This is a genomic window from Nocardia nepalensis (assembly GCF_048910785.1).
In the GTDB taxonomy this organism is placed as follows: domain Bacteria; phylum Actinomycetota; class Actinomycetes; order Mycobacteriales; family Mycobacteriaceae; genus Nocardia; species Nocardia nepalensis.
This window is the reverse complement of record NZ_JBKBET010000031.1, coordinates 421,556-443,511: the sequence shown is the minus strand read 5'-3', so window position 1 is coordinate 443,511 and position 21,956 is coordinate 421,556. Positions and strand designations below refer to the sequence as shown.

The following is a 21,956-nucleotide window of genomic DNA, read 5'->3' as shown; positions in this document are numbered from 1 at the left end:
CGAGGATATGCTGATTCGACTGTGTGGGCAGCGCTTCAGGTGCACTTCACAATCGGCATGCCGGTCGAATTGTGTGCTGTCGGAGTTCTCGGCGGTCCCCGGGTGGAATGTGTTGTCATGGGTACGATCTGGCGGGTTCGCGGGGGCCACGATTCACGCATATTAGGGAGGCGACGATTGTTCGCCGATTTCACGCAGTGGGCAGATATCATCGTCCGACGGCGATTCACGGTGATCGGCGTGGTAGTTGCCGCAATGTTGGCGCTCGGTGCTTACGGATTCGGTCTCGGTGACGAATTGAGCTCCAGCGGATGGGACGATCCGACCTCGGAATCCGCGCAAGCGGCACGCCTGCGCGACCAGGTATTCGGGCGCGATCACAGCGGTGATGTGATTGTGCTGTACCACGCGCCAGCGGGAAAGACGATCGACGATCCGGCGTTCGGCACGACGGTCGTCGACTATCTGAACGACCTGCCACGGCGCTTTCCGAATGAGATCGCGAAGATCAACGGTACGTACTGGCCGACCGAAACCGGTGTGGCGGTACCGGATCTCTTCGGCTCCAAGGACCGCGCGCATGCGTTCGCCTCGATCGCAGTCAGGGGCAGCGACGACACCGAGCTGATGCGCAACTTCCACAAGGTCGTCCACGACTTCGACATCCCGGGCATCGATATGGAGGTCGCCGGCGGGCAGCCGGTCGGCGGTGCGCTCAACGACACCATGGTCCACGACCAGACGCGGATGGAGCTGTTCGCCATTCCCGCCGTGGCGGTCCTGTTGTTCTTCCTGTTCGGCGGTGTCGTCGCCGCGGCCCTCCCGCTGATCGTCGGCGGGCTCACCGTACTCGCGGCATGGGGGATCATTCGCGCCATCACCACCATCACAGAGGTGAATTCCTTCGTCTCCCCGGTGGTTTCGATGATCGGTCTCGGCCTGGCCATCGACTACGGGCTGTTCATCGTGAGCCGATTCCGCGACGAACTCGCCGACGGCCACGAGGTATCGGTCGCGGTCCGACGGGCGGTGTCGACGGCGGGCCGCACGGTGGTGTTCTCCGCGACCATCGTGGTCGCCGCGGCGGGCGGCATCCTGCTGTTCCCCCAGGGCTTCCTGAGGTCGTTCGCCTACGGTGCGATCGTCACCATCGCACTGGCCGCGCTCACCGCGATCACGCTCTTGCCCGCGCTGCTCGCCGTGCTCGGCCATCGCGTGGACATGCTCGGATTCGACTGGTTCCGCAGGACCAGGTCCGCCGACGACGTACCGGACAATTTCTGGGGCCGCGTGGCCGCGGCGGTGATGAAAAGACCACTCGCCGTGGCGATCCCGGTCTGCGCCGGGCTAGTGCTGCTCATCGCGCCGGTGCAGGACCTGGTATTCGGTGGTATCAGCGAGCGATTCCTGCCGCCGGATCATCCGACTCGACTGGCGCAGCAGCACTTCGACGATATCTTCCCGCTGCGCCGGATCGACCCGATCTACCTGGTCATGGTCACCTACCACAGCCCGGACGTCGGCGCGGTATTGACGCGAGCGAATCAGGCTCCCGGCCTGGCCGCACCGTTCCCGGCTCCGACACAGCGCCCAGCGCAACCCTTCGTCTACACCACCGAGACAGTGCTCGCCGGCCCCGACGACGCCGCCGCGACCATCGACTACCTGCGATCCATGGAACTGCCGAGCGGCACGACGCTGATGGTCGGCGGCCAACCGGCAGCCCAGCGCGACAGCATCGACGCGCTGCTCGACCGGCTGCCGCTGATGATCACGCTGGTATTCATCGCCACAACCGCGCTGCTATTTCTGACCTTCGGCTCATTGGTGTTACCGCTGAAAGCGGCCGCGCTCAACCTACTCGGGCTCGGGGCCACCATCGGCGTACTGACCTGGATCTTCGTCGACGGGCACGGAGCCGATCTACTCGGCTTCACACCCCAGCCGATCATGTCGCTGGTGCTGATGCTGATCGTCTCGGTGATCTACGGACTGTCCACCGACTACGAAGTCTTCCTGCTCGCCCGCATCGTCGAGGCGCGCGCGGCGGGCGCGTCCACCGCCGAGGCGATCCGCACCGGTGTCGCCCGCACCGGGCGGATCATCACCGCCGCCGCGCTGATCCTGATAGTGGTGACCGGCGTGTTCGCGCTCTCCGATCTGGTGATGATGCAGTACATCGCGTTCGGCATGGTCACGGCGTTGTTCATCGACGCCACCGTGCTGCGCATGCTCCTGGTCCCCGCGACGATGAAGCTGCTCGGCGACGCGTGCTGGTGGGCCCCGGCATGGCTGGCCCGCATCCAGCGCAGGGTGGTTGTCCGCGAGCCGATTTCCGACGATTCAGCAGGCCATTCCGGTGAGGTGGGGCCTGCGGCCGGTTTCGGCGGCGCGCACGGCGGCGGCGATGGCGACGACCGGCGGGATCCAGCGGGCCTCGCTGGGGGAAATCCCCCAGCAGGCCGAACCGGCCGACAGGCGGGTCGGCGGTAGCGGGATGCTGGCGCCGTCGGTGTGGACGATCGCGCCGACGCCGCGCAGCGCACCGATCGCCATGGCGGCCTTGGCGGCGCCGACGACCAGATGGATCTCGCGGCGCTGAGCCCCCGGGATCTCGATCACCGGACCGGACAGGTTGTTCGCCCGCAGGAACCGGCGCACGGTGGCGGCCAGTGCGCCGGTGAGCTCGATGGCCGATATCTGTTCGTCGGTGATCAGGCAGACGCCATTGGCCGTTTCCGCGACCGTCCACCCACGTCGGCGGCAGTCTCGCACCGTATCCGATGTGGCCTCGGTGACGGAACTCGGAAACATCGTGGGCACTGTCTTCTCCGTTCTGGCGTCAATCTGCGACCATGAGCGTCACATCCGTACCTGGGCATCAAATCTGTTGTGGCTTAGAGTTTCCCAACAGATTTCTTACGGCCCCGATTCTGCGTGGTCACCAGAGGCGGTGACATCGCCCTATGGTCGCGGGCCGGGTCCTCCTTTCGTCGGACTCCAGCGCCGATGTCATCCGGGCAAACCCCAGAATGCCCGTGCAGTCCTACCTGGGCGAAAGAGGCCGTGGCGGAGGCGGATCGCGTCGGGTGTAGCCGGATTCCATGCGCCCTTGGTTAGTCTTGAACGCTGGAGTAGCAGGCCTCCCGAGCCCGAGCCCGAGCCCGAGCCCGAGCCCGAGCCCGAGCCCGAGCCCGAGCCCGAGCCCGAGCCCGAGCCCGAGCCCGAGCCCGAGCCCGAGCCCGAGCCCGAGCCCGAGCCCGAGCCGCGAAGCCCCGAGCATGTCTGCCACCCGAACTAAGCGAGTCGCCGCGCGACCTCGCCGAGTCCGGCCGCGATGGCCTGCTGTTGTTCCGGAGTCAGCACATCGATGAGCACGCGGCGGACCGTCTCGACGTGGCCGGGGGCGATCTCCTCGAGGCGGTGGCGGCCGTCGGCGGTGAGGACGGCGGTGACGCCGCGAATATCGGTCGGGCAGGCCTCACGGCGGACCAAACCGGACTTCTCCAGCTGCGTAATTTGGTAGTTCAGGCCGCTTTTCGAGGTGTAGAGCGCATCGGCCAACTCCGTCATCCGTAGCTGGCCTTCGGGAGTCGCGGCGAGGCGGACCAAGACTTCGTACTGGGTGTGCGAGAGACCCTCCTGTTTGAGCTGCTGTTCGACCTGTCGGCCGACCAGCGCCCCGGCGGCCAGGAAGCCCTGCCAGGTTCGCATCTCCTGCTCGTTGAGCCATCTCGCATCAGCCACGGCATCCACCCTACTCACGTTGTTCAAATTTGAACAACCGGCTATAGTCGATTAGAGTTCAAATTTGAACTACTTGGATGGAGAACAGCGATGACCGGACAAATGCCGGTGCTCTACCTCTCACACGGCGCACCGCCATTGGCCGACCACCCACGGTGGCCCGGTGAGCTCGCCGCGTGGTCGCGCGAACTGCCCCGGCCCACGGCGATTTTGATGATTTCCGCGCACTGGGAGGCCGCGCCGATCGCGCTCGGCGCCACCACCACGGTGCCGCTGGTCTATGACTTCAGCGGCTTTCCCGAGCGCTACTACCAGGTGCGATACGCCGCGCCGGGTGCGCGGGAACTGGCGGACAAGGTGCGCAAACTGCTCGGCGGCGGCGTGGTCGATGTCCCGGATCGCGGACTGGACCACGGCGCCTATGTGCCGCTGAAGGAGATGTATCCGGATGCCGATATTCCGGTGCTGCAACTCTCGATGCCGACGCTGGACCCCCAGCGCCTGATGGAGGTGGGTCGCAAACTCGCCCCGCTGCGCGCCGAGGGGGTGCTGATCATCGGCAGCGGCTTCTTCACCCACAACCTGCGCGCCATCACCGCCGATGACGAGCACGTCTACAGCTTCACCGCTGAATTCGACGACTGGGGTCGGGAAACCCTCGCCGCACAGGATCTCGACGCCCTGCTCGACTTCGAGAACAAGGCCCCCGCGGCACATCTCGCGCATCCGCGCACCGACCATTTCGCGCCGCTGTTCGTCGCCCTCGGCGCGGGCGCGGACGATCTGGCCGACCAACGCACCGTGATCGACGGGTTCTGGCTGGGCATGGCCCGGCGCTCCATCCAGTTCGGCTGATTCCACCCCTGACGAAAGGCATTCACATGACCGCGACCCTCACCGCTCCCGCGCCGCACACCGAAACGGCAACGCCCACACAGACCTACGATCTCGGTCTGCTGGTACTGCGTCTGGCCGTCGGGCTCACCATGGCCGCACATGGCGCGCAGAAACTGTTCGGCTGGTTCAACGGCGGTGGCCTCGACGGCACCGGCAAGTTCTTCGCGATGAGCGGATACCCCGCGAGCAAGGCGATGGCCGCGGTCGCCGGTCTGAGCGAAACCCTCGGCGGACTCGCCCTCGCCATCGGCCTGCTCACCCCGCTCGCCGCGGCGGCGCTGGTCGGAACCCTCCTCAATGCGATCGCGGTGAAATGGGGTGGCGGCTTCTTCGCCCCGAAGGGGATCGAGTACGAACTGATCCTGACTCTTGCCGCGGGCTCGCTGGCCCTCACCGGCCCGGGCCGGTACGCAGCCGACCGCTTCATCCCCGCCGTGCGCACACACCGGCTCAGCTACGGCATTGCGGCCGTGGTGCTGGCTCTGGTTGTCGCGGGTGCGGTTCTGCTCGTTCGCAATTGACAGCGGGCGCAGAGGGTCACCTTGCGGTCCAGGACCGAACTCCGGCGAGCCGGTCGGAGAATCAGCTCCTGACCGTCTGATCGGACGGCAGTCGACCGCTCGGGGGCAGCAGGATCTCGGTTGCGCCAACGGCTTCCCGCACGCACACGGCGTAAGCAGCCACTCGCAACTCTTTATTCACTCTGCGCGGCTACTCCAAGCGAACAGCCCTACTGGGCAACACAATTCGGCCTCGTATCGAACGGCCACGTCAACCAGCTGGCAGCCGCCACGAATTTCGAGGCCCTCCGAGGTGTGGGCCGCACCTGAACGGCACCGGGCAGGATGTCACAGTCGCGCGAGTGTTCGCGTGCGACTGTGACATCCAGCGGGCGCTACCCGACGCGCGCCGCCTCGCGGGCGAGGATGCGGGCGCGTTGTTCTTCGAACTTGATGACGTCGCGAGTGAGTTTCTCGAGGTACTCGCCGAGTTCTTCGCGGCTGCGTTCGCCGCGTGCGGTGAAGTCCGTGCGGTTGAAGACTTTCCAGATCCGCAGGACCGGCAATACGACCTCGTCGAGGTGCTGGCGCAGGTCGTAGATCCCATGCTTGACCATCAAAACGCCATTGCGACGCCAGTTCGGCATGCCGGTGCCGGGCATGGAGAACGTTTTCACGATCTTGGTCACCGACTCGATCGTCTGGTCTGGAGCGATATCGAACGCGGCGCCGGTGATGTTGCGATAGAACATCATGTGCAGATTCTCGTCGGCCGCGATGCGTTGCAGCATCCGGTCGGCGATCGGGTCGTCGCAGACTCGGGCAGTGGTGCGGTGGCTGATTCGGGTGGCCAACTCCTGGAAAGTCACATACGCGACCTGATCGAGCACGCCACCGAAGTTCTCCGGCGCGTGGACACCGCGCGTCAAATGCACCATCCGGTCGTTCTCCAAGGCGACGGGATCGACAGCGCGGGTGCATACGAGGTAGTCGCGCATGGCGATGGCGTGGCGGTTTTCCTCGGCGGTCCAGCGGCCGACCCAGGTGCCCCACGCGCCGTCGTTGGTGAAGTTCTCGGAGATCACGCGGTGGTAGGAAGGCAAATTGTCTTCGGTGAGCAGATTCGTGATCATCGCGACTTTGGCGACTTCCGAGAGCCGGGACTGCTCGGGATCCCAATCCTCGCCGCCCATTGCTGCGAAGTTGCGGCTCTCGTCCCAGGGCACATAATCGTGCGGATACCAGTCCTTGACGGTGGTCAGATGCCGGTCGATGTTGGCAGCGACAACCGGCTCCAGCTCCGTCAGTAGTTCGAGTTGCGTCAAGTCCTTTGCCATGCAGCGCCTTTCGATTCGGTGGAACCAACCACGGAACACGTACCGCTGTTCACGCATTACTGACTTTGCGGCCTCGCCGCACACTCACACACTAGACGAGCGCAATCGATTCGGCGCACATCAACCCCAGTTCCATCCGCCGATCGGTCGACCATAGCGAGAAGCGTGGCCGCCCGGCCAACCGGGCGATTGCGTGGAAATAGCTCGAGACCGTGCCCTGATGGACGTACGCCGCGCCCGTTTTGTCCCGACGCGCCCGAAATCGCACACGAAAACGTGCGCGGTGCGCGAATTCGCGCGCGCGAACTTCCGAGTCAGGCGGGCCGATCGCTACCGCTGTCCTCGAGGCGGGCATCCTGCACGCGGGGTGCCCGCCTCGAAGACGGAGGGCTCGGTCGGCGACCGATCCGGCAATGTGTGAGCGGATCGGTGTCGGATCAAACCTCCGCGGTCAGCTGGCGGCAGGTTTGGCGTCGGTGCGGATCTCGACGATCGGCAGGATCAGCGCCGCAGGGGCTCCAGCAGGGACGACCGGGCTATTGGGGGCGATCGGCTGAATCCGTTCATAGGCGACGCCTTGCGGGGGGCGCAGATCCTCCTCGCCCTTGTTGGGCCAGTAGGCGGCGCAGCGTTCGGCTTGGGCGGTGATGGTCAGTGACGGATTCACGCCGAGGTTCGCGGAGACGGCGGCGCCGTCGACCACGCTGAGGGTCGGGTACCCGAAAACTCGGTGGTAGGCGTCGATTACGCCGGAGTCGCGGTCCGCGCCGATGGGTGCGCCGCCGAGGAAGTGGGCGGTGAGGGGGATATTGAAGACTTCGCCCCAGCTGCCGCCCGCCACGCCGCCGATCTCCTCGGCGACCTTGCGGGTCACCTCGTTGCCCGCCGGAATCCAGGTCGGGTTCGGTTCGCCGTGCCCCTGTTTGCTGGTGAGCTTGCGGCCGAATACGGTTCGCTTGGTGTAGGTGGTGATCGAGTTGTCGAGGTGCTGCATTACCAGCGAGATGATGGTGCGCTCACTCCAGTTCTTGACGCTCAGGAAACTGATGAGTGTGAACGGGTTTCGCACCACCTGGCCGAGGAAGCGCAGCCAGCGCGGCATCCGGCCGCCGCCGTCGACCATCAAGGTCTGCAGCAGGCCCATGGCATTCGAACCCTTGCCGTATCGGACCGGCTCGATATGGGTGTCGTGGGTCGGGTGGATCGATGAGGTGATCGCGACGCCGCGGGTGAAGTCGACGTCCGGGTTCACCTTGCGGGTCGCCGCGCCCACAATGGATTCGGAGTTGGTGCGGGTGAGTTCGCCCAGCCGGTCGGACAATTCGGGGAGCACGCCCTTATCGCGCATGGCGTGCAACAACTTCTGGGTGCCGAGGGTGCCCGCGGCGAGTACGACCTGGCCTGCGGTGTAGGTCTGCGGGTGCTTGCGGAACCACGCCCCGGTGCGCTCGGTCGAGACATCCCAGGTGCCATCGGGCAGCGGGCGGATCGAGGTCACCGTGGTCATCGGAATCACCTGTGCGCCAGCCTTTTCCGCCAGGTACAGGTAGTTCTTGACCAGGGTGTTCTTCGCGCCGTGGCGGCAGCCGGTCATGCATTCACCGCATTCGAGACAGCCGGTGCGATCGGGGCCGACGCCGCCGAAGTACGGGTCCGCCACGGTCTTTCCCGGTTCGCCGAAGAAGACGCCGACGGGGGTCTGCACGAAGGTATCGCCGCAGCCCATATCATCGGCGACCTTCTTGAACACCTCGTCCGCCGGTGTCAGATGCGGATTCCGCACCACGCCGAGCATCGTCTTCGCGCGCTCGTAGTACGGGGTGAGTTCCGCGCGCCAGTCGGTGATATCGCGCCACTGCTGGTCCTGGAAGAACGGCTCCGGCGGCACGTAGAGCGTATTCGCGTAGTTGAGCGAACCGCCGCCGACGCCCGCACCGCCGAGGATCAGCACATTGCGCAGTGGGTGGATGCGCTGGATGCCGTAGCAGCCGAGCTTGGGCGCCCAGAGGAATTTGCGCAGGTCCCAGCTGGTTTCGGGGAGCTCGTCGTCGGCGTATCGCCGCCCCGCCTCGAGCACCCCGACCCGGTAGCCCTTCTCGATCAGCCGCAGCGCGGTGACGCTGCCGCCGAATCCTGAACCTACGACGAGTACGTCGAAATCCGTCTCCCGCTGGTCCATGTGGTGCTCCTCGATCTGTGTCGCCGGTGACACCGGTAACACTACTACCGAGTAGCTAAGCCTCGCCCGAGGGCTCAGAGCTGGGTTTTCCACCAGGCGACGGTCGCCGCGACGGCTTGGTCGATGGGTGTCGGGTGCAGTCCGAGGCGCTGCTCACTAACGGCGGAGTCGAGCACGAACGGGCGGGTGACCTGGTAACTCATCTCGGCGAGTTCCCGCATCAGTTCGCTGGTCATGCCGAGCAGGCGCAGCATCGCGGCCGGTGCCGCGAAGACCTTGGGCGATTCGACGCCCGCCTGCGCCGCGATGGCGTCGATGAGTTGGCGCTGGGTGATCGGTGGCGCGGTGGGCGCGTGCAGGACGGAGTTCCAGACCGATTCGTCGGCGGCCGCGCGGATCATGGCGGCGGCGAGGTCGGGCATGTACGTGTAGGAGTGCGGGAGATCGAGCTTGCCGAATGTCTGCACGCGCTTGCCGGTGAGGATCGGGAGGAACAGTTGCTCTCCGGCCACCGAATTGCGCACATACGGGCCGAGGAAGTCGGCGGCCGCGACGCTCACCGTCGCGGCGGCGTGCGCCTCGCGGGTGCGCAGCAGCTGGGTCCGGACGGCTGGTTTGCCGAAATCGGCGTTGCGGGGCAGGTTTTCGGTAATCGGCCCGTCGACCTTGCCGTAGGAGTACAGGTTCTCCGCGAAAACCACTACCGTGTCGGCCTTTTCGGCCTCGTCCAGCACGACCCGCTCGGCCGGCGGCAGCTCGGCCTGCCAGACCTTCGCGGTGTACTCCGAGCCGCCCAGGCAGTGGTAGACGGCCGTCGCGCCGTCGAATTCGCCGGAAAGCTGTTCGGGCACTGTCACATTGACCTTGCGCCGCTCGACCAGCGGATGGTCGGGACCGCTGCCGGAGCGAGTGAGCACCCGCACCTGCTTGCCCGCTGCCGCCAGCTGCTCGGCGATGGTGGTTCCGGCGGGCCCGGCTCCGGTGATGATGTGCAATTCCGACATGGTGCATCCTCTGGCGTGAGTCTACTTTGGTGAGCGGTGCTCTCTATTGTGAACAAGCATGCAATCGACGGACGGCAAAGTCAAGAGCGGTGCTCGCATTAGTTGACATCGCTCTCGCAAGCGCGCAAGGTGATGAATATGGCGACGACACCACGCGCCCGTGCCAGGGCCCAAACCATGAACGATATCGTCCGGATCGGGCGCGAACATCTGGCCACCGACGGCGCGGCCGCACTCTCGCTACGCGCCGTCGCCCGCGATCTCGGTGTCGTCTCCTCAGCGGTCTATCGCTACGTGCGCAGCCGCGACGAACTGCTGACCCTGCTCGTGATCGACGGCTACAACGCGCTAGGTGACGCGGTCGACGCGGCATTGGCCGATGCCCCCGATGATCCGATCGAGGGCCTGCGCATCGTCGGCCGCACCGTCCGCGCCTGGGCGCTGGCCGAACCCGCCCGCTACGGCCTGTTATTCGGCACACCGGTCCCCGGCTACGACGCCCCGGCCGAACAGACCACCGTTCCCGGCACCCGGGTAATCGCCACGATGCAGACCCTCTTCGCCCGCGCCTACCAAGCAGGCCTGCTCACCGCTCCGGCGAGAGAGCGCCCGATATCCTCCGCGCTCACCAGCAATTTCGCCGATATCAGAGCCGTCTTCGCCCACGACATCCCCGACTGGCTCATCGCCCGGGGTATCACGATGTGGGTCGGCCTCTTCGGTGCCGTGACATTCGACGTCTTCGACCAGTACGGCACCGACACCTTCGCCGACCGCGCCGAGTTGTTCGAAACCCAACTCGATGGCCTACTCGACCAACTGGGCTATCACGGCTGACCAACCTGGCCGCTCGCACCCGCGCCGGGCATACCCACCAGGCGGTCGCGTTCGTTGCGGGTGCCGGAATGCGGTCAGGTGGTGAGGCGGGGTGGGGGTGCGCCGTGGGGGAGGCGGGGTCCGATGGCGACCAAGGCGCCCGCGGTGCGGCCCTTGCCCCAGCCGAGCTTTTCGCGGTAGCGGCCGATGTGATCCTCGGCGATGGGGCTGCCCGGGGGTAAGGGGGTCGATTCGGGATCGACGTACAGTGCATCGGTGGGGCAGTAGGCCTCGCACATGAAGCAGGTCTGGCAATCGGATTGTCTTGCGATGACCGGTATTCCGGACTCGGTGCGATCGAAGACGTTGGTGGGGCAGGCGTCGACGCATTTATCGCAGCCGATGCAGGCGTCGGCGAGTACGCGTTCGATCATGACGCCACCGCGGCCGTCGCGGTCCACACGGTGTCGAGGCCGCCGGACAGGATGTGGTGGTGCTGGGCCGGATCCAGGTCGGGATGGTCGGCACGCTTACTCATGCCGCGAGTCTCGGTGCGCGTCAATGTCGATTCGTACATGAGCCTGCCGACCGCGGTGATGGCGGCGGCCTGGCGGGCCCGGATGCGCTCGTCACCGGTGCGGCCGCCGAGCTCCGAACCCGCACGCTCCCAGAGGGTGTCGAGTTCGTCGAGCGCGGGCCGGAGTCGATCACCGTGGCGTAGGTAGTTCTTCTCGAACGGAATCAGCTCCTGCTGCGCCGCATCGACGACCTCGGCGGCCGAGAGCGTGGGGGAGCCCGTCGGCCGCAATCCGACACGCCCCGCGCCGCGCAAGGCCGCGTCGTCGGGCCGCGTCGAACCCAGCGCGAACCGTGCCGCGCCCGCGCCCGCCCAACTCCCCGACGACATCGCCCACGCCGAATTGTGGCTGCCACCACCGGTGAAACCGCCGCAGATCCGCTCCCTGGTCGCCGCGTCACCCGCCGCGAAGAGACCGGGCACCGTGGTCGCGCAGTCGTCGTCCACGACATCGATGCCGCCGGTGCCGCGCACCGTGCCCTCGGCGAGTAGGTCGACCTCGAAACGGTCGGTGAACGGGTTGATCCCGCGCCGATCGAACTGCAAGAAGAAGTTGGGCTGCCCGAGTCGCATCTGCGCCTGTACCGCCGCGTCGGCTCGGTCCAGTTGTGCGAACACCTTCTCCGACAACAGGGTTCGGGCGATCACCGATCGTCCCTTCGTCGACCCCGCGCCCTCGAGCACCCGCCCGTCCTCGTGGAAGAACGTCGCGTAACCGTAGTACGCGGTTTTCGTGATGGTCGAACCCTTCGGCACGATCGCGTAGGCGTTGGAGAATTCCATGCCGGAGAAGCGCGCCCCCACCTCGGCGGCCATCAGCGCACCGTCGCCGGTGTCGACATTGGTGCCCAGCGCTCGTGACAGGAACGCGCAACCGCCACTGGCCAGCACCACCGCACCTGCCGAAATACGGTAGTCGCGGTCGAGTCGACGCTGGTATCCGGCCGCGCCACGAACCGTGCCCGCATCGTCGACCAGCAGTTCGAGAGCCGGTGCGTGATCGAGGATCCGGACACCGAGCCGCTTGATCCACGCACGCATCCGGCGCATGTACTCCGGCCCCTGCACCCCGGTACGCACCTGTTCGCCGGTCGCGGGGTCGATCGGGAATGGGTACTTGCCCTCCACCGCGAGCCGATTCATATTCGTGTAGGTCTGATCGAGGACCCGATCCATCCAGTAGTGGTCGGCCAGATGGCCGCCGAGCGTCTCTCGACTCGCCTTCGCGTTCGCGCGGGCGGTCGCCTCCGGGGCGACGTACCAGACGCCGGTACCGGAAGGCGCTGTGGCGCCGCTGGTTCCGCAGTAGCCCTTGTCGACCAGAGTCACCTCGGCCCCGGCTTCCCGCGCGTGGATGGCCGCCCATGCGGCGGCCGGACCGCCGCCGATCACCAATACATCGGCGTCGGTCTGCCAGAGTTCACTCATGCGTCTGCTCCTGAGGCGTCGGGATTGCCACCGAGAATGGGCAATCGTCAGCGGAATGCGGGGTCAGCGCAGGGAATTCGAATGTACGAACGCCGCCGGCATCGCAAAACCCTTCGGATCAGCGCGATTTTGACGGTGCGGGCATTGGTACGCGAGAAATCCGCGCAGCGGGCGCAGAACCATTGCCGCACCCGCAACGCCCGGCGATAGTTCTGGCGAAATCCCGATCGGTAGAAATATCAGGAGGAACAATGACTGCCGCCGATCAACCCCGTTCGGGTGCCCAAGCGGTCGACCGTGCGATCCACGTGCTGAACTGCTTCGAGGGCGATGATCCGGAACTGTCGGTGAGCGAATTGGCGCACCGCGCGGGCCTGCCGGTCAGCACCACCTATCGGCTGGCCCGAGCGCTGGTGCGGGGCCGGTTGCTGGAGCAGGATCCGGCGACCGATCGCTATCGCATCGGACAGGGGCTCGCCTCGCTGGCCCGGCCCGCGCTATCGCGGTTGGGCATCGACGCGGCCGCACCGCACCTATATGCGCTGGCCGCGGGCATCAAGATAACCGTGAGCCTGAGCATCGCCGACGACTGCGATGCGGTCACCGTCTTCCAGGCGCGTCCGCCGGTGTACTTCTGCCCCAACCAGTTGCCACAGGCCCGCCAGCCGCTGCGGTCCAGCGCCGTCGGCCGGGCCCTGCTCGCCTTCGCGCCGGTCGGCGACGGATTCGATCGAAGGCCCGCGTCGCTGCCGACGACGGATCTGGATCGCGTGCGGCGCAGCGGTTTTGCCGTGGAGATCATCGAGCGCGAGGATCCGGTCCGCTCGGTGGCGGTGCCGATCCTCGGCCCGGATAAGCAGGTGTGGGGTGCGCTCGGCGTGCAGGCCCGCTCGGCGCGGTTGAACGAGGAGCTGGTGCGTGGCATTGTGCCCGCCATGCGGCAGATCGCGGGCCGGATCGGGCCACTGTTCCAATCCACCGCCGCCGTCACCGATGCGCCGGTGGAGTTGTACTCACGGTGATTTTCACAATGTGAAATCGGCATTGTCGTCCGTGGCGGTCGACTCCACTATGGACACAAAGCCGCGGGGTCGCCGCTTCTATCCGAATCCCATGAAGGTCGTTGACATGGTCGAATCCATTGCGCTGATCCGCCGTCGCACGGTGGATCTCATGCGCCTGCCACATGGAGTCTGTCGCGCCTGAATCCGCGGTCACCGCAGGCGGTCGCCGCATTAGATGAACAGGTAAACCTCCGCGCTTTACCTGCCGCTTCGGCATGTTCGATTCCGCTGCGGCAGTGCGCATTCCGTGAAAGAACTGCCATGACGCTGTCCCACAAGACCAGTCCGCGGATCGTCCGTGCGCTGGCCGCCGCACTCACCATTCCCGCCGCAGTCGCGGTGCTCACCGGTTGCGGCAGATCCGAGCCGGGTACCACTGCCGACGGCAAGGCCGTACTGCGCTACCAGGGATCGACCGGCCAGGTCTCGGCCTTCGAACTGGCGGACGATCTCGGCTACTTCAGCAAGATCGCGCTGCACTGGGAAGGCGACACCACCAGCGGCCCGGCGAATATCCAGGCCGCCGCGACCCGCCAGATCGAGTTCGGCAGCGCGTTCAACGGCGCGGTCGTCAAGCTGGTCGCGGGCGGTGCGGCGGTGACGTCGGTGCTCAGCTCCTATGGGGCCGATGAGCAATCGTTCACCGGCTACTTCGTCCGCGACGATTCGGGCATCAACTCGCCGCGGGATCTGATAGGTAAGAAGGTGGGCATCAATACCCTTGGTGCACACCATGAATTCATCACTCGGGAATGGCTGCACCAGCAGGGGCTGACAGATCAGGAGATCAAACAGGTCGAGCTGATCGTGGTGCCGCCGGCCAATACCGAGGACGCGCTGCGCAAGGGCCAGATCGATGTCGCCGCACTCGGCGGGGTCTTCCGGGAGAGCGCGGTCGGGCGCGGCGGTATCCACGCGCTCTACACCGACAAGGCCTTGTTCGGTCAATTCGACTATGGCACTTATGTTTTCCGCAAGGACTACATCGCTCAGAATCCGGAGGCCGTCAAGGACTTCGTCCAGGGGACCGCGCGGGCGACGCGCTGGCTGCAGGTGACACCGCGCGATGAGGTGGTGGCGCGCTTCGCCTCGATCATCAACAAGCGCGGGCACAATGAGAACACCGATCTGCTGAAATTCTGGCGGAGCCCGGGCATTCCGGTGCCCGGTGCGGTGATCGCGGAGAAGGAACTGCAGATCTGGATCGACTGGCTGGTCCGCAATGGTGATGTGCCTTCCGGAAAGCTGTCGGCCAAGGATCTGTTCACCAACAAGGACAACCCGTACGCCAATGGCACCTACGGGCCGACCTCCGGTCCGACCGGAGAGGCGGTCGCGAAATGAGTCAGGTGAAACTCGCACTCACCGGAGTGCGCAAACAGTTCCCGGTCCGAGGCTCGAACCAGGAGTTCACCGCGATCGAGGATATTTCGCTGGAACTGCGTGACGGCGAATTTCTCGTGCTGGTCGGCCCGAGCGGTTCCGGAAAGTCGACGCTGCTGGATCTGCTCGGCGGGCTCAGCAAGCCGAGCGCCGGGCGGATCCTGCTGGACGGCAAGCCGATCAGCGGTCCTGGCCTGGATCGCGGCATTGTCTTCCAGCAGTACGCGCTGCTGCCTTGGCGCACCGCACGGGCCAATATCGAATTCGGTTTGGAGGCGAAGGGTATCCGGCGTCGGGAGCGCCGGAGAATCGCGGCCGAGTACCTGGAGCTGGTCGGGCTGGATGGTTTCGGCGATCGCTATCCGCATGAGCTGTCCGGCGGGATGAAACAGCGCGTCGCCATTGCGCGCAGCCTCGCCTTCGATCCCGAGGTGCTGCTGATGGACGAGCCGTTCGCCGCGCTCGATGCCCAGACCCGGGAGTCGTTGCAGGACGAGCTGCTACGGATCTGGCGGGCGACCGGCAAGACGATTCTGTTCATCACCCACGGCATCGACGAGGCCGTGTACCTCGGCCAGCGGGTTGCCGTGCTGACGTCCAGACCGGGACGAGTCAAGGCCGTGATCGATATCGAGATCGATCGGGATTCCGGTGCGGATGTGCGTTCGAGCGAACACTTCCGGGAAGCCCGGCACCAGATCTGGTCGCAGTTGCAGAGCGAGGTTACCCGGGCGCAGGGACTCGAACGGGAGTCGCTGTCGGCCGCGAGCATCGAGAGGAAGCCGGTTCATGTCTAGCGCAGTGCAAGTCGTAGAGAAGCCTCGACCGGTCCTGGTGCGGAGCCGGGCCGAGTCCGTCACACCGCCGCAGGTCGGCGTGCCGCAAGTGTTGCGCGCGCTCGCGCTGCTGGCCTGGCGAATCTTCAAGCCTACCTTCGCCATTGGTCTGCTGGTCGGCGCGTGGGAGGCGGCCCCGCGTCTCGGGCTGGTGGACGAGGTGTTCCTGCCGCCGTTCTCGACGGTCGCCCAAGCCTTTGTCGACCTGGTGCAGAGCGGCGAGATGTGGGAGCACGTCTCGACCAGCCTGACCCGATCGGCGACGGGATACTCGCTCGCGCTCGTGGTGGCCATTCCGGTCGGTGTCGCCATCGCCTGGTACAAGCCGGTGGCGGAGTTCCTCAATCCGATCCTCGAATTGTTCCGCAACACCGCGGCATTGGCGCTGCTGCCGGTTTTCATCCTGATTCTCGGGATCGGTGAGACCTCCAAGATCGCGCTGGTGGTCTACGCGAGCTTCTTCCCGATCCTGTTGAACACCATCACCGGTGTCCGCACGGTAGACCCGCTGCTGATCAAATCGGCTGTCTCGCTCGGCTTCTCGCCGATTCGACTGTTCCAGAAGGTGATCCTGCCCGCCGCTGTGCCATCGATATTCACCGGTGTGCGGATGGCGGCCGCCTCCTCGATCCTGGTGCTCATCGCCGCCGAGATGATCGGCGCGCGAGCCGGACTCGGCTACCTGATCAACGCGGCCCAGCAGAACTTCCAGATCCCCGATATGTATGCGGGCATCGTGGCCATCTCGCTGCTGGGCTTGGCCTTCAACGGCCTACTCGTCGCCCTCGAACGCCGCCTGTCCCGGTGGCGCACCGAGCCCTCCCGTTAAGGACTCCGATGTCATTATCTCGCAAGCAATTCCATCTCAATGCTTTCCTCATGGGGGTCGGCCATCACGAGGCGGCCTGGCGGCATCCCCGGACCGAGGAACGCCGGGTGCTGGATGTGCGGCACTTCCAGGAACTCGGGCAGATCGCCGAACGCGGCAAACTCGATTCGGTGTTCTTCGCCGACGGGTTAGCGGTCGGACCGCGGCTCGAGCGCAATACCCTGGCCGTCTTCGAGCCGGTCACGTTGCTCGCGGCGATCGCCGCCGCGACCGAACGTGTCGGGCTGATCGCGACCGCGTCGACCACCTACAACGAGCCGTTCAACCTCGCGCGCAAATTCGCCTCGCTCGATCACATCAGCAGCGGACGGGCCGGATGGAACATCGTCACCTCGGCCAATGAACAGGAGGCGTTCAACTTCGGCTTCGACGCCATTCCGGAGCATGCCCGGCGCTACGAACGGGCACAGGAGTTCGTGGATGTCACCGTGCGGTTGTGGGACAGCTGGGAGTCCTCGGCGATCGTGCTCGATCCGGACGACGGCGTGTTCGCCGACCCGGACAAGGTGCACACCATCGACTACGCCAGCGAGCGCTTCCGGGTCCGCGGTCCGCTGAATTCACCGCGCAGTCCGCAGGGGCGACCACTGCTGGTGCAGGCCGGATCGTCGGAGAGCGGTAAGGATTTCGCCGCGCGCTACGCCGAGGCGGTATTCACCGCGCAACGATCACTGGAGGAAGGACAGGCGTTCTACCGGGATCTGAAGGCGCGGCTGCTGAAGTACGGTCGCTCGCCCGACGATCTGAAGGTGCTGCCAGGGCTGGTGCCCTTCATCGCCGACACACGTGAAGAGGCGCTGGCGCTCGAACAGGAATTCACCGACCTCATCTCGCCGGATTACGCACTGCGGCAACTGTCTTCGCTGCTGGGCGTCGATCTCACCGAACACGCACTCGACGCACCACTGCCGCCGCTGCCGCAGGAAAGCGATATCGAGGGCGGGAAGAGCAGATTCACCTTGGTGAAGGATCTGGCCGAACGCGAGAACCTCACGGTGCGCCAGCTCATCGGCAAGCTCGGCGGTGGACGCGGGCATCGGACCCTCGCGGGCACACCCACCGATATCGCCGACGAACTGCAGTCGTGGTTCGAAAACGATGCCGCCGACGGATTCAACATCATGCCGCCGTATCTGCCCGGCGGGCTCGAGGATTTTGTGGACCGGGTGGTGCCGATCCTGCAGGAACGCGGCCTGTTCCGCACGGACTACACCGCGACGACCCTGCGCGGGCACTACGGGCTGGCGCCGGTGGAAAGCCAGTTCGCGCGGGTGCGGACCGAAGTCGGCGCATGAATATCCGTCTGACCAGGCGGCGCGCCGTCGACTTCATGCGCTTGGGCAGCAGCGGTTGTCGCCCCTGCCGCGCCGACCACCCCGACCGATCGCCGAAAGAAGCACGACCATGACAACCGTCAGCGAAAACCCCACCACCACCCTCCAGATCACGCCCGTCGCCGGACATATCGGCGCCGAGATCGCGGGCGTCGACCTACGGGCCGAGCTCACCGATCAGGAGGTCGCCGACATCACCGCGGCCCTGCACGAATACAAGGTGCTGTTCTTCCGCGACCAGCACATCGGTCACGCCGAGCACATCGCCTTCTCCCGGCGCTTCGGCGCCGTGACGCCATCGCATCCCTACGACGACGACGCGCCGACCGAGTTCCCGGAAATCCTCGCGGTCGACAGCCGTCTCTACGAAAAGCGTTTCGGCGTCAAGAAATTCACCTACACCAACCACTGGCACACCGATGTCTCCGCGCTGATCAACCCGCCCGCCGCCTCCCTGCTGCGGGCCGAGATCGCACCGGCGCGCGGCGGGGACACCAGTTGGACCAATCTCGTCGCGGCGTACGAGAACCTGCCCGAATCGCTGAAGAAGTTCGTCGAAGGGCTGCGGGCCGTGCACCGGTTCGGCGGCAGCAGGCCCGCATGGAACGAGGACAGCGATTATGCCAAGAAGGTCGCCAGCGCCCCGTTGGTGACCGAACATCCCGTGGTCCGAGTGCATCCCGTGACCGGCGAGAAGGTGCTCTTCGTCAACCCCGGCTTCACCACCCACATCGTCGGCCTGAGCCCCGCTCAGAGCGATGCCGTGCTGCAGCTGCTGTTCGACGAGCTGTCGAATCCGGCCTATACCGTCCGATTCCGTTGGGAGAAGGGCAGTCTGGCGTTCTGGGACAACCGTGCTACCGCACATCTGGCCCCGGGCGACCTCAACCACCTCGATGTGACCCGTGTGCTGTACCGCACCACACTCGAGGGTGATATCCCCGTTGGCGTCGACGGCGAGCAGTCCCGCTCGATCTCCGGCGAGCAGTTCACCGGGGCGTGATTCGAGGGTCGGCTCCCGGCATTCCCGGGAGCCGACCAATCGTCGCGGGTGCGGTCGATGCCCGATATGGCCCAGACTTCCGGCAAGTTTGTGACGATTTTATCACTTCCTGACGATCTCGAGCTAAACTGATGATACCGTCACATATCGGGCCGCAAAGGAAGGAATCGTCTTGTCGATCGACCGCATCGACGTGCACCAGCATTTGGTCCCACCGCCCTACCGGGAAGCGTTGCGCAGCCATGGCATCGCCGCGGCAGGTGGACGCGATATTCCCGAATGGAGCGTCGAATCAGCCGTGCGGCTGATGACGACAGCTGGCATCGCGTCCGCGGTTCTCTCGGTTTCGACCCCGGGCACGACATTCCTGACCGATCCGACAGCGGCACTGAAACTCGCACACGAGCTCAACGACTACTCGGCGGAATTGGTCGCCGATCAACCCGATCGGTTCGGATTCTTCGCCACGCTACCGATGCCCGACGTCGCCGCCGCCGCGACCGAAGCGGAACGAGCCCTCGATGTCCTGCACGCCGACGGCGTCGTGCTACTCGCCAACGCCCGCGGCACCTACCTCGGGGCCGAGGGGCAGGACGAACTGTTCGGCGTCCTCGACGACCGGTCGGCCGTGGTCTTCGTGCACCCCGGCGATCTGCCCTCGGACCCGGTGCCCGGTGTGCCGCCCTTCGCCGCCGATTTCCTCCTCGACACCACTCGCGCCGCCTATCTGTTGGTGCGCAACGGTATTCGCCGCAAATACCCCAACATTCGTTTCATTCTCAGTCACGGCGGCGGATTCGTCCCCTACGCGGCCCACCGGATGGCCCTCGGCATTCTCACCCAGACGGGAGCCAGCCTCGTCGACGTGCTCGACGACTTCGCCGGCTTCTACTTCGACACCGCGCTATCGGCCAGCGCGGCCGCCCTCCCGACATTGCTGTCATTCGCCGAACCGGGCCACGTCCTCTACGGCAGCGACTGGCCCTTCGCCCCCGACCCCGCGGTGCTGTACTTCAACGCCGGACTCGACGAGTACCACCTCGACGAATCCGCCCGCCGCGCCATCGAACGCTCGAACGCGACCGCCCTGTTCCCGCGCTTCGGCACGGCGCCGCCACCGCCGCAAGCGCCGATACGCGACAGAGTGCGAAGCAGCGTGCGCCAGCGGGCCTTCCGACTCGTAGCGCGAGCCGCGAGCAAGCGCTGACGACGTGCGCGCAGTAGCTGATCTCGCTCTAGCTCGCGAATATGGTGGTTGGTCGACGACCGCCCGCTGACTCCGGAAGAACTCGCCATGCGATACGCCCGGCTGGCCTCGGCCATCATTCGCGAGGCCGAGTCGCCGGAAATTCGGCACCCGGCCCGGGAATCTCGTCGCATGCAATCCGGCTAGCGGGGCACGGTGACCGGGTCGGCGCAGCTGGCGGCGGCGTCGACGAAGGAGCAGGGTTTGGGGTCGCGGGTGGGGCGGTAGCCGGGGGTGACGCCGCCGTCGCGCGTGATATCGGTGTAGGCGGGGACGGCGTCGGTAGGCCTGCGAGTGAGGGTGGGGTCGGTCAGGACATCGACCGTGTAAAGGCCGAAACGCGGTGTGTAGGAGCCCCATTCGTAGTTATCGGTGAGGCTCCAGTAGTTGTAGCCGATGAGGTTCATGCCGTCGGCCTTGGCGCGCTGCAGCCAGTAGACGGTGTCGCGCAGGTCGTCGGCGCGGGTGTAGCCATCGCTACGCGGTGCGCCGTTCTCGGTGGGCATACCGTTTTCGACGATGTAGAGCGGGCGGCCCGGGAATTTGCGTGAATAGTGTTGCAGGGCGTAGTAGATGCCCTCGGGTTCGAGTGGGTTCTTCCAGAGTTCGCTGAAGCTCATCTGGGTGACGGTGCCGGGGGAGGCGCCGTAGTAGTAGTCGATGCCGATGTAGTCGAGCTTCGCGGCGATCCTATCGATGAGCGACCCGTTGACCACATCTTCGCCCGCGGGAATGTAGGCGACGTTGCTGGTAACCATCGCGCCGGGCTGTACGGCGTGGATGTAGTCGTAGATGGCATTGTGCGCCTGGGCGATTCGGTCCTGCATCGCCGGGATGGCGACGGGGGAGAGGCCGCCGTGGGTGGACTCGTTCATGATGTAGGCGGCGGGTTCGTTGAACGTGACCCACAGCGGGTTGTTCGAGGCGTACCGATCGACGACGACGCGAGCGTTGGCGAGCCAGTCCTCGACGATATTCGGATTCGACCAGCCGCCGCGATCGACCTCCCAACCCGGGTAGACCCAGTGGTCGATGGTGAGCATCGGCCGCATTCCGGCGGCCGTGATCGCGGCGATCACATTGTCGTAGAAGCGAAGTCCGGTCTCATCCCACTCGCCCGGTCGCGGCTGCACACGCGCCCACTCGATGCCGATGCGGTAGACCTTGACGCCGAGCTTCGCGGCCAGGTCGATATCGGATCGGTAGCGGTGGAAGAAGTCGACCGACTCCAGATACGGATTGTCCGTCTTACCCTCGGCCACATACCGCGACCAATTGCTGTCCGGCGCATAACCTTCCGACTGATATCCCGATGCGGCGACGCCCCAGAGGAAGTCCGAGCCCAGCGGCGGCACCTGTGCGGGCGGCGCGGGCTGCGCCGACGCGGGCGCGATGCCGCCGGAAATGACGGCAATAGTGGCCGCCAGGATGGCCAAGACCCGGCGGTGACTCGGTGATCGCATCGAACTCCTGCTTCCTGAAGGGTGACGGGCGCTCGTGGACCTCCGGCGCGCGTGCCGGGTCGGGGCGGGACCACGCGAAGAGGGTAACTGGTCGGTCGACTTTGGCGCGGGCGTACACGCGGAATGGGTTGGGGGAGTAGGTATTGCCGGGGTTCTCCAGCGTGATGGGGGAGTGGGAGCAAAAACGAGGATCGACTATCTGAGGAGAGGCGCGGCAGAGCCAATAGATCCGCGTCGATGTGAGGAGTCGGGA

The 21,956-nt window shown here is 65.8% G+C and carries 18 protein-coding genes; 11 read left to right on the top strand and 7 right to left on the bottom strand.

Annotated features, from left to right (window positions below; genetic code table 11):
• The first annotated feature begins 177 nt into the window (after positions 1–177).
• On the top strand, positions 178–2,493 hold the full coding sequence (locus tag ACHQ4I_RS27005) for an MMPL family transporter (protein WP_420774649.1): 2,316 nt from the start codon (positions 178–180) through the stop codon (positions 2,491–2,493).
• 804 nt (positions 2,494–3,297) lie between these two features.
• On the opposite strand, the gene ACHQ4I_RS27000 is transcribed toward ACHQ4I_RS27005, so the two are convergent.
• Positions 3,298–3,747 carry a MarR family winged helix-turn-helix transcriptional regulator gene (locus ACHQ4I_RS27000; protein ID WP_420774648.1) on the bottom strand — a complete coding sequence of 150 codons (450 nt, stop codon included), beginning with the start codon at positions 3,745–3,747 and terminating at the stop codon, positions 3,298–3,300.
• Positions 3,748–3,837: 90 nt separating this feature from the next.
• Here ACHQ4I_RS27000 and ACHQ4I_RS26995 point away from each other — a divergent pair, with 90 nt between their 5' ends.
• The gene (locus ACHQ4I_RS26995) at positions 3,838–4,602 is read left to right on the top strand and encodes a dioxygenase family protein (protein ID WP_420774647.1); all 765 of its coding nucleotides are present in this window, start codon (positions 3,838–3,840) and stop codon (positions 4,600–4,602) included.
• Between the two features lie 26 nt (positions 4,603–4,628).
• The gene (locus ACHQ4I_RS26990; protein WP_420774646.1) at positions 4,629–5,165 is read left to right on the top strand and encodes a DoxX family protein; all 537 of its coding nucleotides are present in this window, start codon (positions 4,629–4,631) and stop codon (positions 5,163–5,165) included.
• 374 nt (positions 5,166–5,539) lie between these two features.
• On the opposite strand, the gene ACHQ4I_RS26985 is transcribed toward ACHQ4I_RS26990, so the two are convergent.
• The 3 genes from ACHQ4I_RS26985 to ACHQ4I_RS26975 all read right to left on the bottom strand — a co-directional run bounded on the left by ACHQ4I_RS26985 (position 5,540) and on the right by ACHQ4I_RS26975 (position 9,664).
• Entirely contained in the window at positions 5,540–6,481 is a 942-nt protein-coding gene (locus ACHQ4I_RS26985) for an acyl-ACP desaturase (protein ID WP_420774645.1), read from the bottom strand.
• Between the two features lie 451 nt (positions 6,482–6,932).
• The gene (locus ACHQ4I_RS26980; protein ID WP_420774644.1) at positions 6,933–8,660 is read right to left on the bottom strand and encodes a GMC oxidoreductase; all 1,728 of its coding nucleotides are present in this window, start codon (positions 8,658–8,660) and stop codon (positions 6,933–6,935) included.
• A gap of 74 nt (positions 8,661–8,734) precedes the next feature.
• A complete protein-coding gene (locus ACHQ4I_RS26975) occupies positions 8,735–9,664 on the bottom strand; it encodes an NAD-dependent epimerase/dehydratase family protein (RefSeq protein ID WP_420774643.1) in 930 nt (309 codons plus the stop codon).
• 138 nt (positions 9,665–9,802) lie between these two features.
• Here ACHQ4I_RS26975 and ACHQ4I_RS26970 point away from each other — a divergent pair, with 138 nt between their 5' ends.
• Positions 9,803–10,501: a TetR/AcrR family transcriptional regulator gene (locus tag ACHQ4I_RS26970; protein WP_420774642.1), complete on the top strand. Its 699-nt coding sequence runs from the start codon at positions 9,803–9,805 to the stop codon at positions 10,499–10,501.
• A gap of 74 nt (positions 10,502–10,575) precedes the next feature.
• Here the strand turns inward: ACHQ4I_RS26970 and ACHQ4I_RS26965 are convergent, their stop codons facing one another.
• The gene (locus ACHQ4I_RS26965; RefSeq protein WP_420774641.1) at positions 10,576–10,914 is read right to left on the bottom strand and encodes a 4Fe-4S dicluster domain-containing protein; all 339 of its coding nucleotides are present in this window, start codon (positions 10,912–10,914) and stop codon (positions 10,576–10,578) included.
• Positions 10,911–12,485, bottom strand: coding sequence for an FAD-binding protein (locus ACHQ4I_RS26960; RefSeq protein WP_420774640.1), 1,575 nt, complete (start codon positions 12,483–12,485; stop codon positions 10,911–10,913). The genes ACHQ4I_RS26965 and ACHQ4I_RS26960 overlap by 4 nt, the downstream gene beginning before the upstream one ends.
• A 251-nt stretch (positions 12,486–12,736) precedes the next feature.
• Here ACHQ4I_RS26960 and ACHQ4I_RS26955 point away from each other — a divergent pair, with 251 nt between their 5' ends.
• The 7 genes from ACHQ4I_RS26955 (at position 12,737) to ACHQ4I_RS26925 (ending at position 20,201) form a co-directional block, all read left to right on the top strand.
• On the top strand, positions 12,737–13,507 hold the full coding sequence (locus ACHQ4I_RS26955) for an IclR family transcriptional regulator (RefSeq protein WP_420774639.1): 771 nt from the start codon (positions 12,737–12,739) through the stop codon (positions 13,505–13,507).
• Between the two features lie 303 nt (positions 13,508–13,810).
• Entirely contained in the window at positions 13,811–14,893 is a 1,083-nt protein-coding gene (locus tag ACHQ4I_RS26950; protein WP_420774638.1) for an ABC transporter substrate-binding protein, read from the top strand.
• The gene (locus tag ACHQ4I_RS26945) at positions 14,890–15,729 is read left to right on the top strand and encodes an ABC transporter ATP-binding protein (RefSeq protein ID WP_420774637.1); all 840 of its coding nucleotides are present in this window, start codon (positions 14,890–14,892) and stop codon (positions 15,727–15,729) included. Before ACHQ4I_RS26950 ends, ACHQ4I_RS26945 begins: the two co-directional genes overlap by 4 nt.
• Entirely contained in the window at positions 15,722–16,597 is an 876-nt protein-coding gene (locus ACHQ4I_RS26940; protein WP_420774636.1) for an ABC transporter permease, read from the top strand. The genes ACHQ4I_RS26945 and ACHQ4I_RS26940 overlap by 8 nt, the downstream gene beginning before the upstream one ends.
• Positions 16,598–16,605: 8 nt before the next feature.
• Positions 16,606–17,952: an LLM class flavin-dependent oxidoreductase gene (locus ACHQ4I_RS26935; protein ID WP_420774635.1), complete on the top strand. Its 1,347-nt coding sequence runs from the start codon at positions 16,606–16,608 to the stop codon at positions 17,950–17,952.
• 109 nt (positions 17,953–18,061) lie between these two features.
• On the top strand, positions 18,062–18,994 hold the full coding sequence (locus ACHQ4I_RS26930) for a TauD/TfdA dioxygenase family protein (RefSeq protein WP_420774634.1): 933 nt from the start codon (positions 18,062–18,064) through the stop codon (positions 18,992–18,994).
• A gap of 178 nt (positions 18,995–19,172) precedes the next feature.
• Complete coding sequence (locus tag ACHQ4I_RS26925; protein ID WP_420774957.1) at positions 19,173–20,201, top strand: amidohydrolase family protein; 1,029 nt, start codon at positions 19,173–19,175, stop codon at positions 20,199–20,201.
• A 182-nt stretch (positions 20,202–20,383) separates the two neighbouring features.
• Here the strand turns inward: ACHQ4I_RS26925 and ACHQ4I_RS26920 are convergent, their stop codons facing one another.
• Complete coding sequence (locus ACHQ4I_RS26920) at positions 20,384–21,703, bottom strand: glycoside hydrolase family 1 protein (protein WP_420774633.1); 1,320 nt, start codon at positions 21,701–21,703, stop codon at positions 20,384–20,386.
• Positions 21,704–21,956 lie beyond the last annotated feature (253 nt).

Bases quoted from the DNA above. Each gene is read 5' to 3' on its own strand.
- ACHQ4I_RS26935 (WP_420774635.1), top strand. From the start codon at position 16,606: ATGTCATTATCTCGCAAGCAATTCCATCTCAATGCTTTCCTCATGGGG.
- ACHQ4I_RS26990 (WP_420774646.1), top strand. From the start codon at position 4,629: ATGACCGCGACCCTCACCGCTCCCGCGCCGCACACCGAAACGGCAACG.
- ACHQ4I_RS26930 (WP_420774634.1), top strand. From the start codon at position 18,062: ATGACAACCGTCAGCGAAAACCCCACCACCACCCTCCAGATCACGCCC.
- ACHQ4I_RS26995 (WP_420774647.1), top strand. From the start codon at position 3,838: ATGACCGGACAAATGCCGGTGCTCTACCTCTCACACGGCGCACCGCCA.
- ACHQ4I_RS26975 (WP_420774643.1), bottom strand. From the start codon at position 9,664: ATGTCGGAATTGCACATCATCACCGGAGCCGGGCCCGCCGGAACCACC.
- ACHQ4I_RS26955 (WP_420774639.1), top strand. From the start codon at position 12,737: ATGACTGCCGCCGATCAACCCCGTTCGGGTGCCCAAGCGGTCGACCGT.
- ACHQ4I_RS26980 (WP_420774644.1), bottom strand. From the start codon at position 8,660: ATGGACCAGCGGGAGACGGATTTCGACGTACTCGTCGTAGGTTCAGGA.
- ACHQ4I_RS26965 (WP_420774641.1), bottom strand. From the start codon at position 10,914: ATGATCGAACGCGTACTCGCCGACGCCTGCATCGGCTGCGATAAATGC.
- ACHQ4I_RS26920 (WP_420774633.1), bottom strand. From the start codon at position 21,703: ATGCGATCACCGAGTCACCGCCGGGTCTTGGCCATCCTGGCGGCCACT.
- ACHQ4I_RS26940 (WP_420774636.1), top strand. From the start codon at position 15,722: ATGTCTAGCGCAGTGCAAGTCGTAGAGAAGCCTCGACCGGTCCTGGTG.
- ACHQ4I_RS26960 (WP_420774640.1), bottom strand. From the start codon at position 12,485: ATGAGTGAACTCTGGCAGACCGACGCCGATGTATTGGTGATCGGCGGC.
- ACHQ4I_RS26945 (WP_420774637.1), top strand. From the start codon at position 14,890: ATGAGTCAGGTGAAACTCGCACTCACCGGAGTGCGCAAACAGTTCCCG.
- ACHQ4I_RS26970 (WP_420774642.1), top strand. From the start codon at position 9,803: ATGGCGACGACACCACGCGCCCGTGCCAGGGCCCAAACCATGAACGAT.
- ACHQ4I_RS26950 (WP_420774638.1), top strand. From the start codon at position 13,811: ATGACGCTGTCCCACAAGACCAGTCCGCGGATCGTCCGTGCGCTGGCC.
- ACHQ4I_RS26985 (WP_420774645.1), bottom strand. From the start codon at position 6,481: ATGGCAAAGGACTTGACGCAACTCGAACTACTGACGGAGCTGGAGCCG.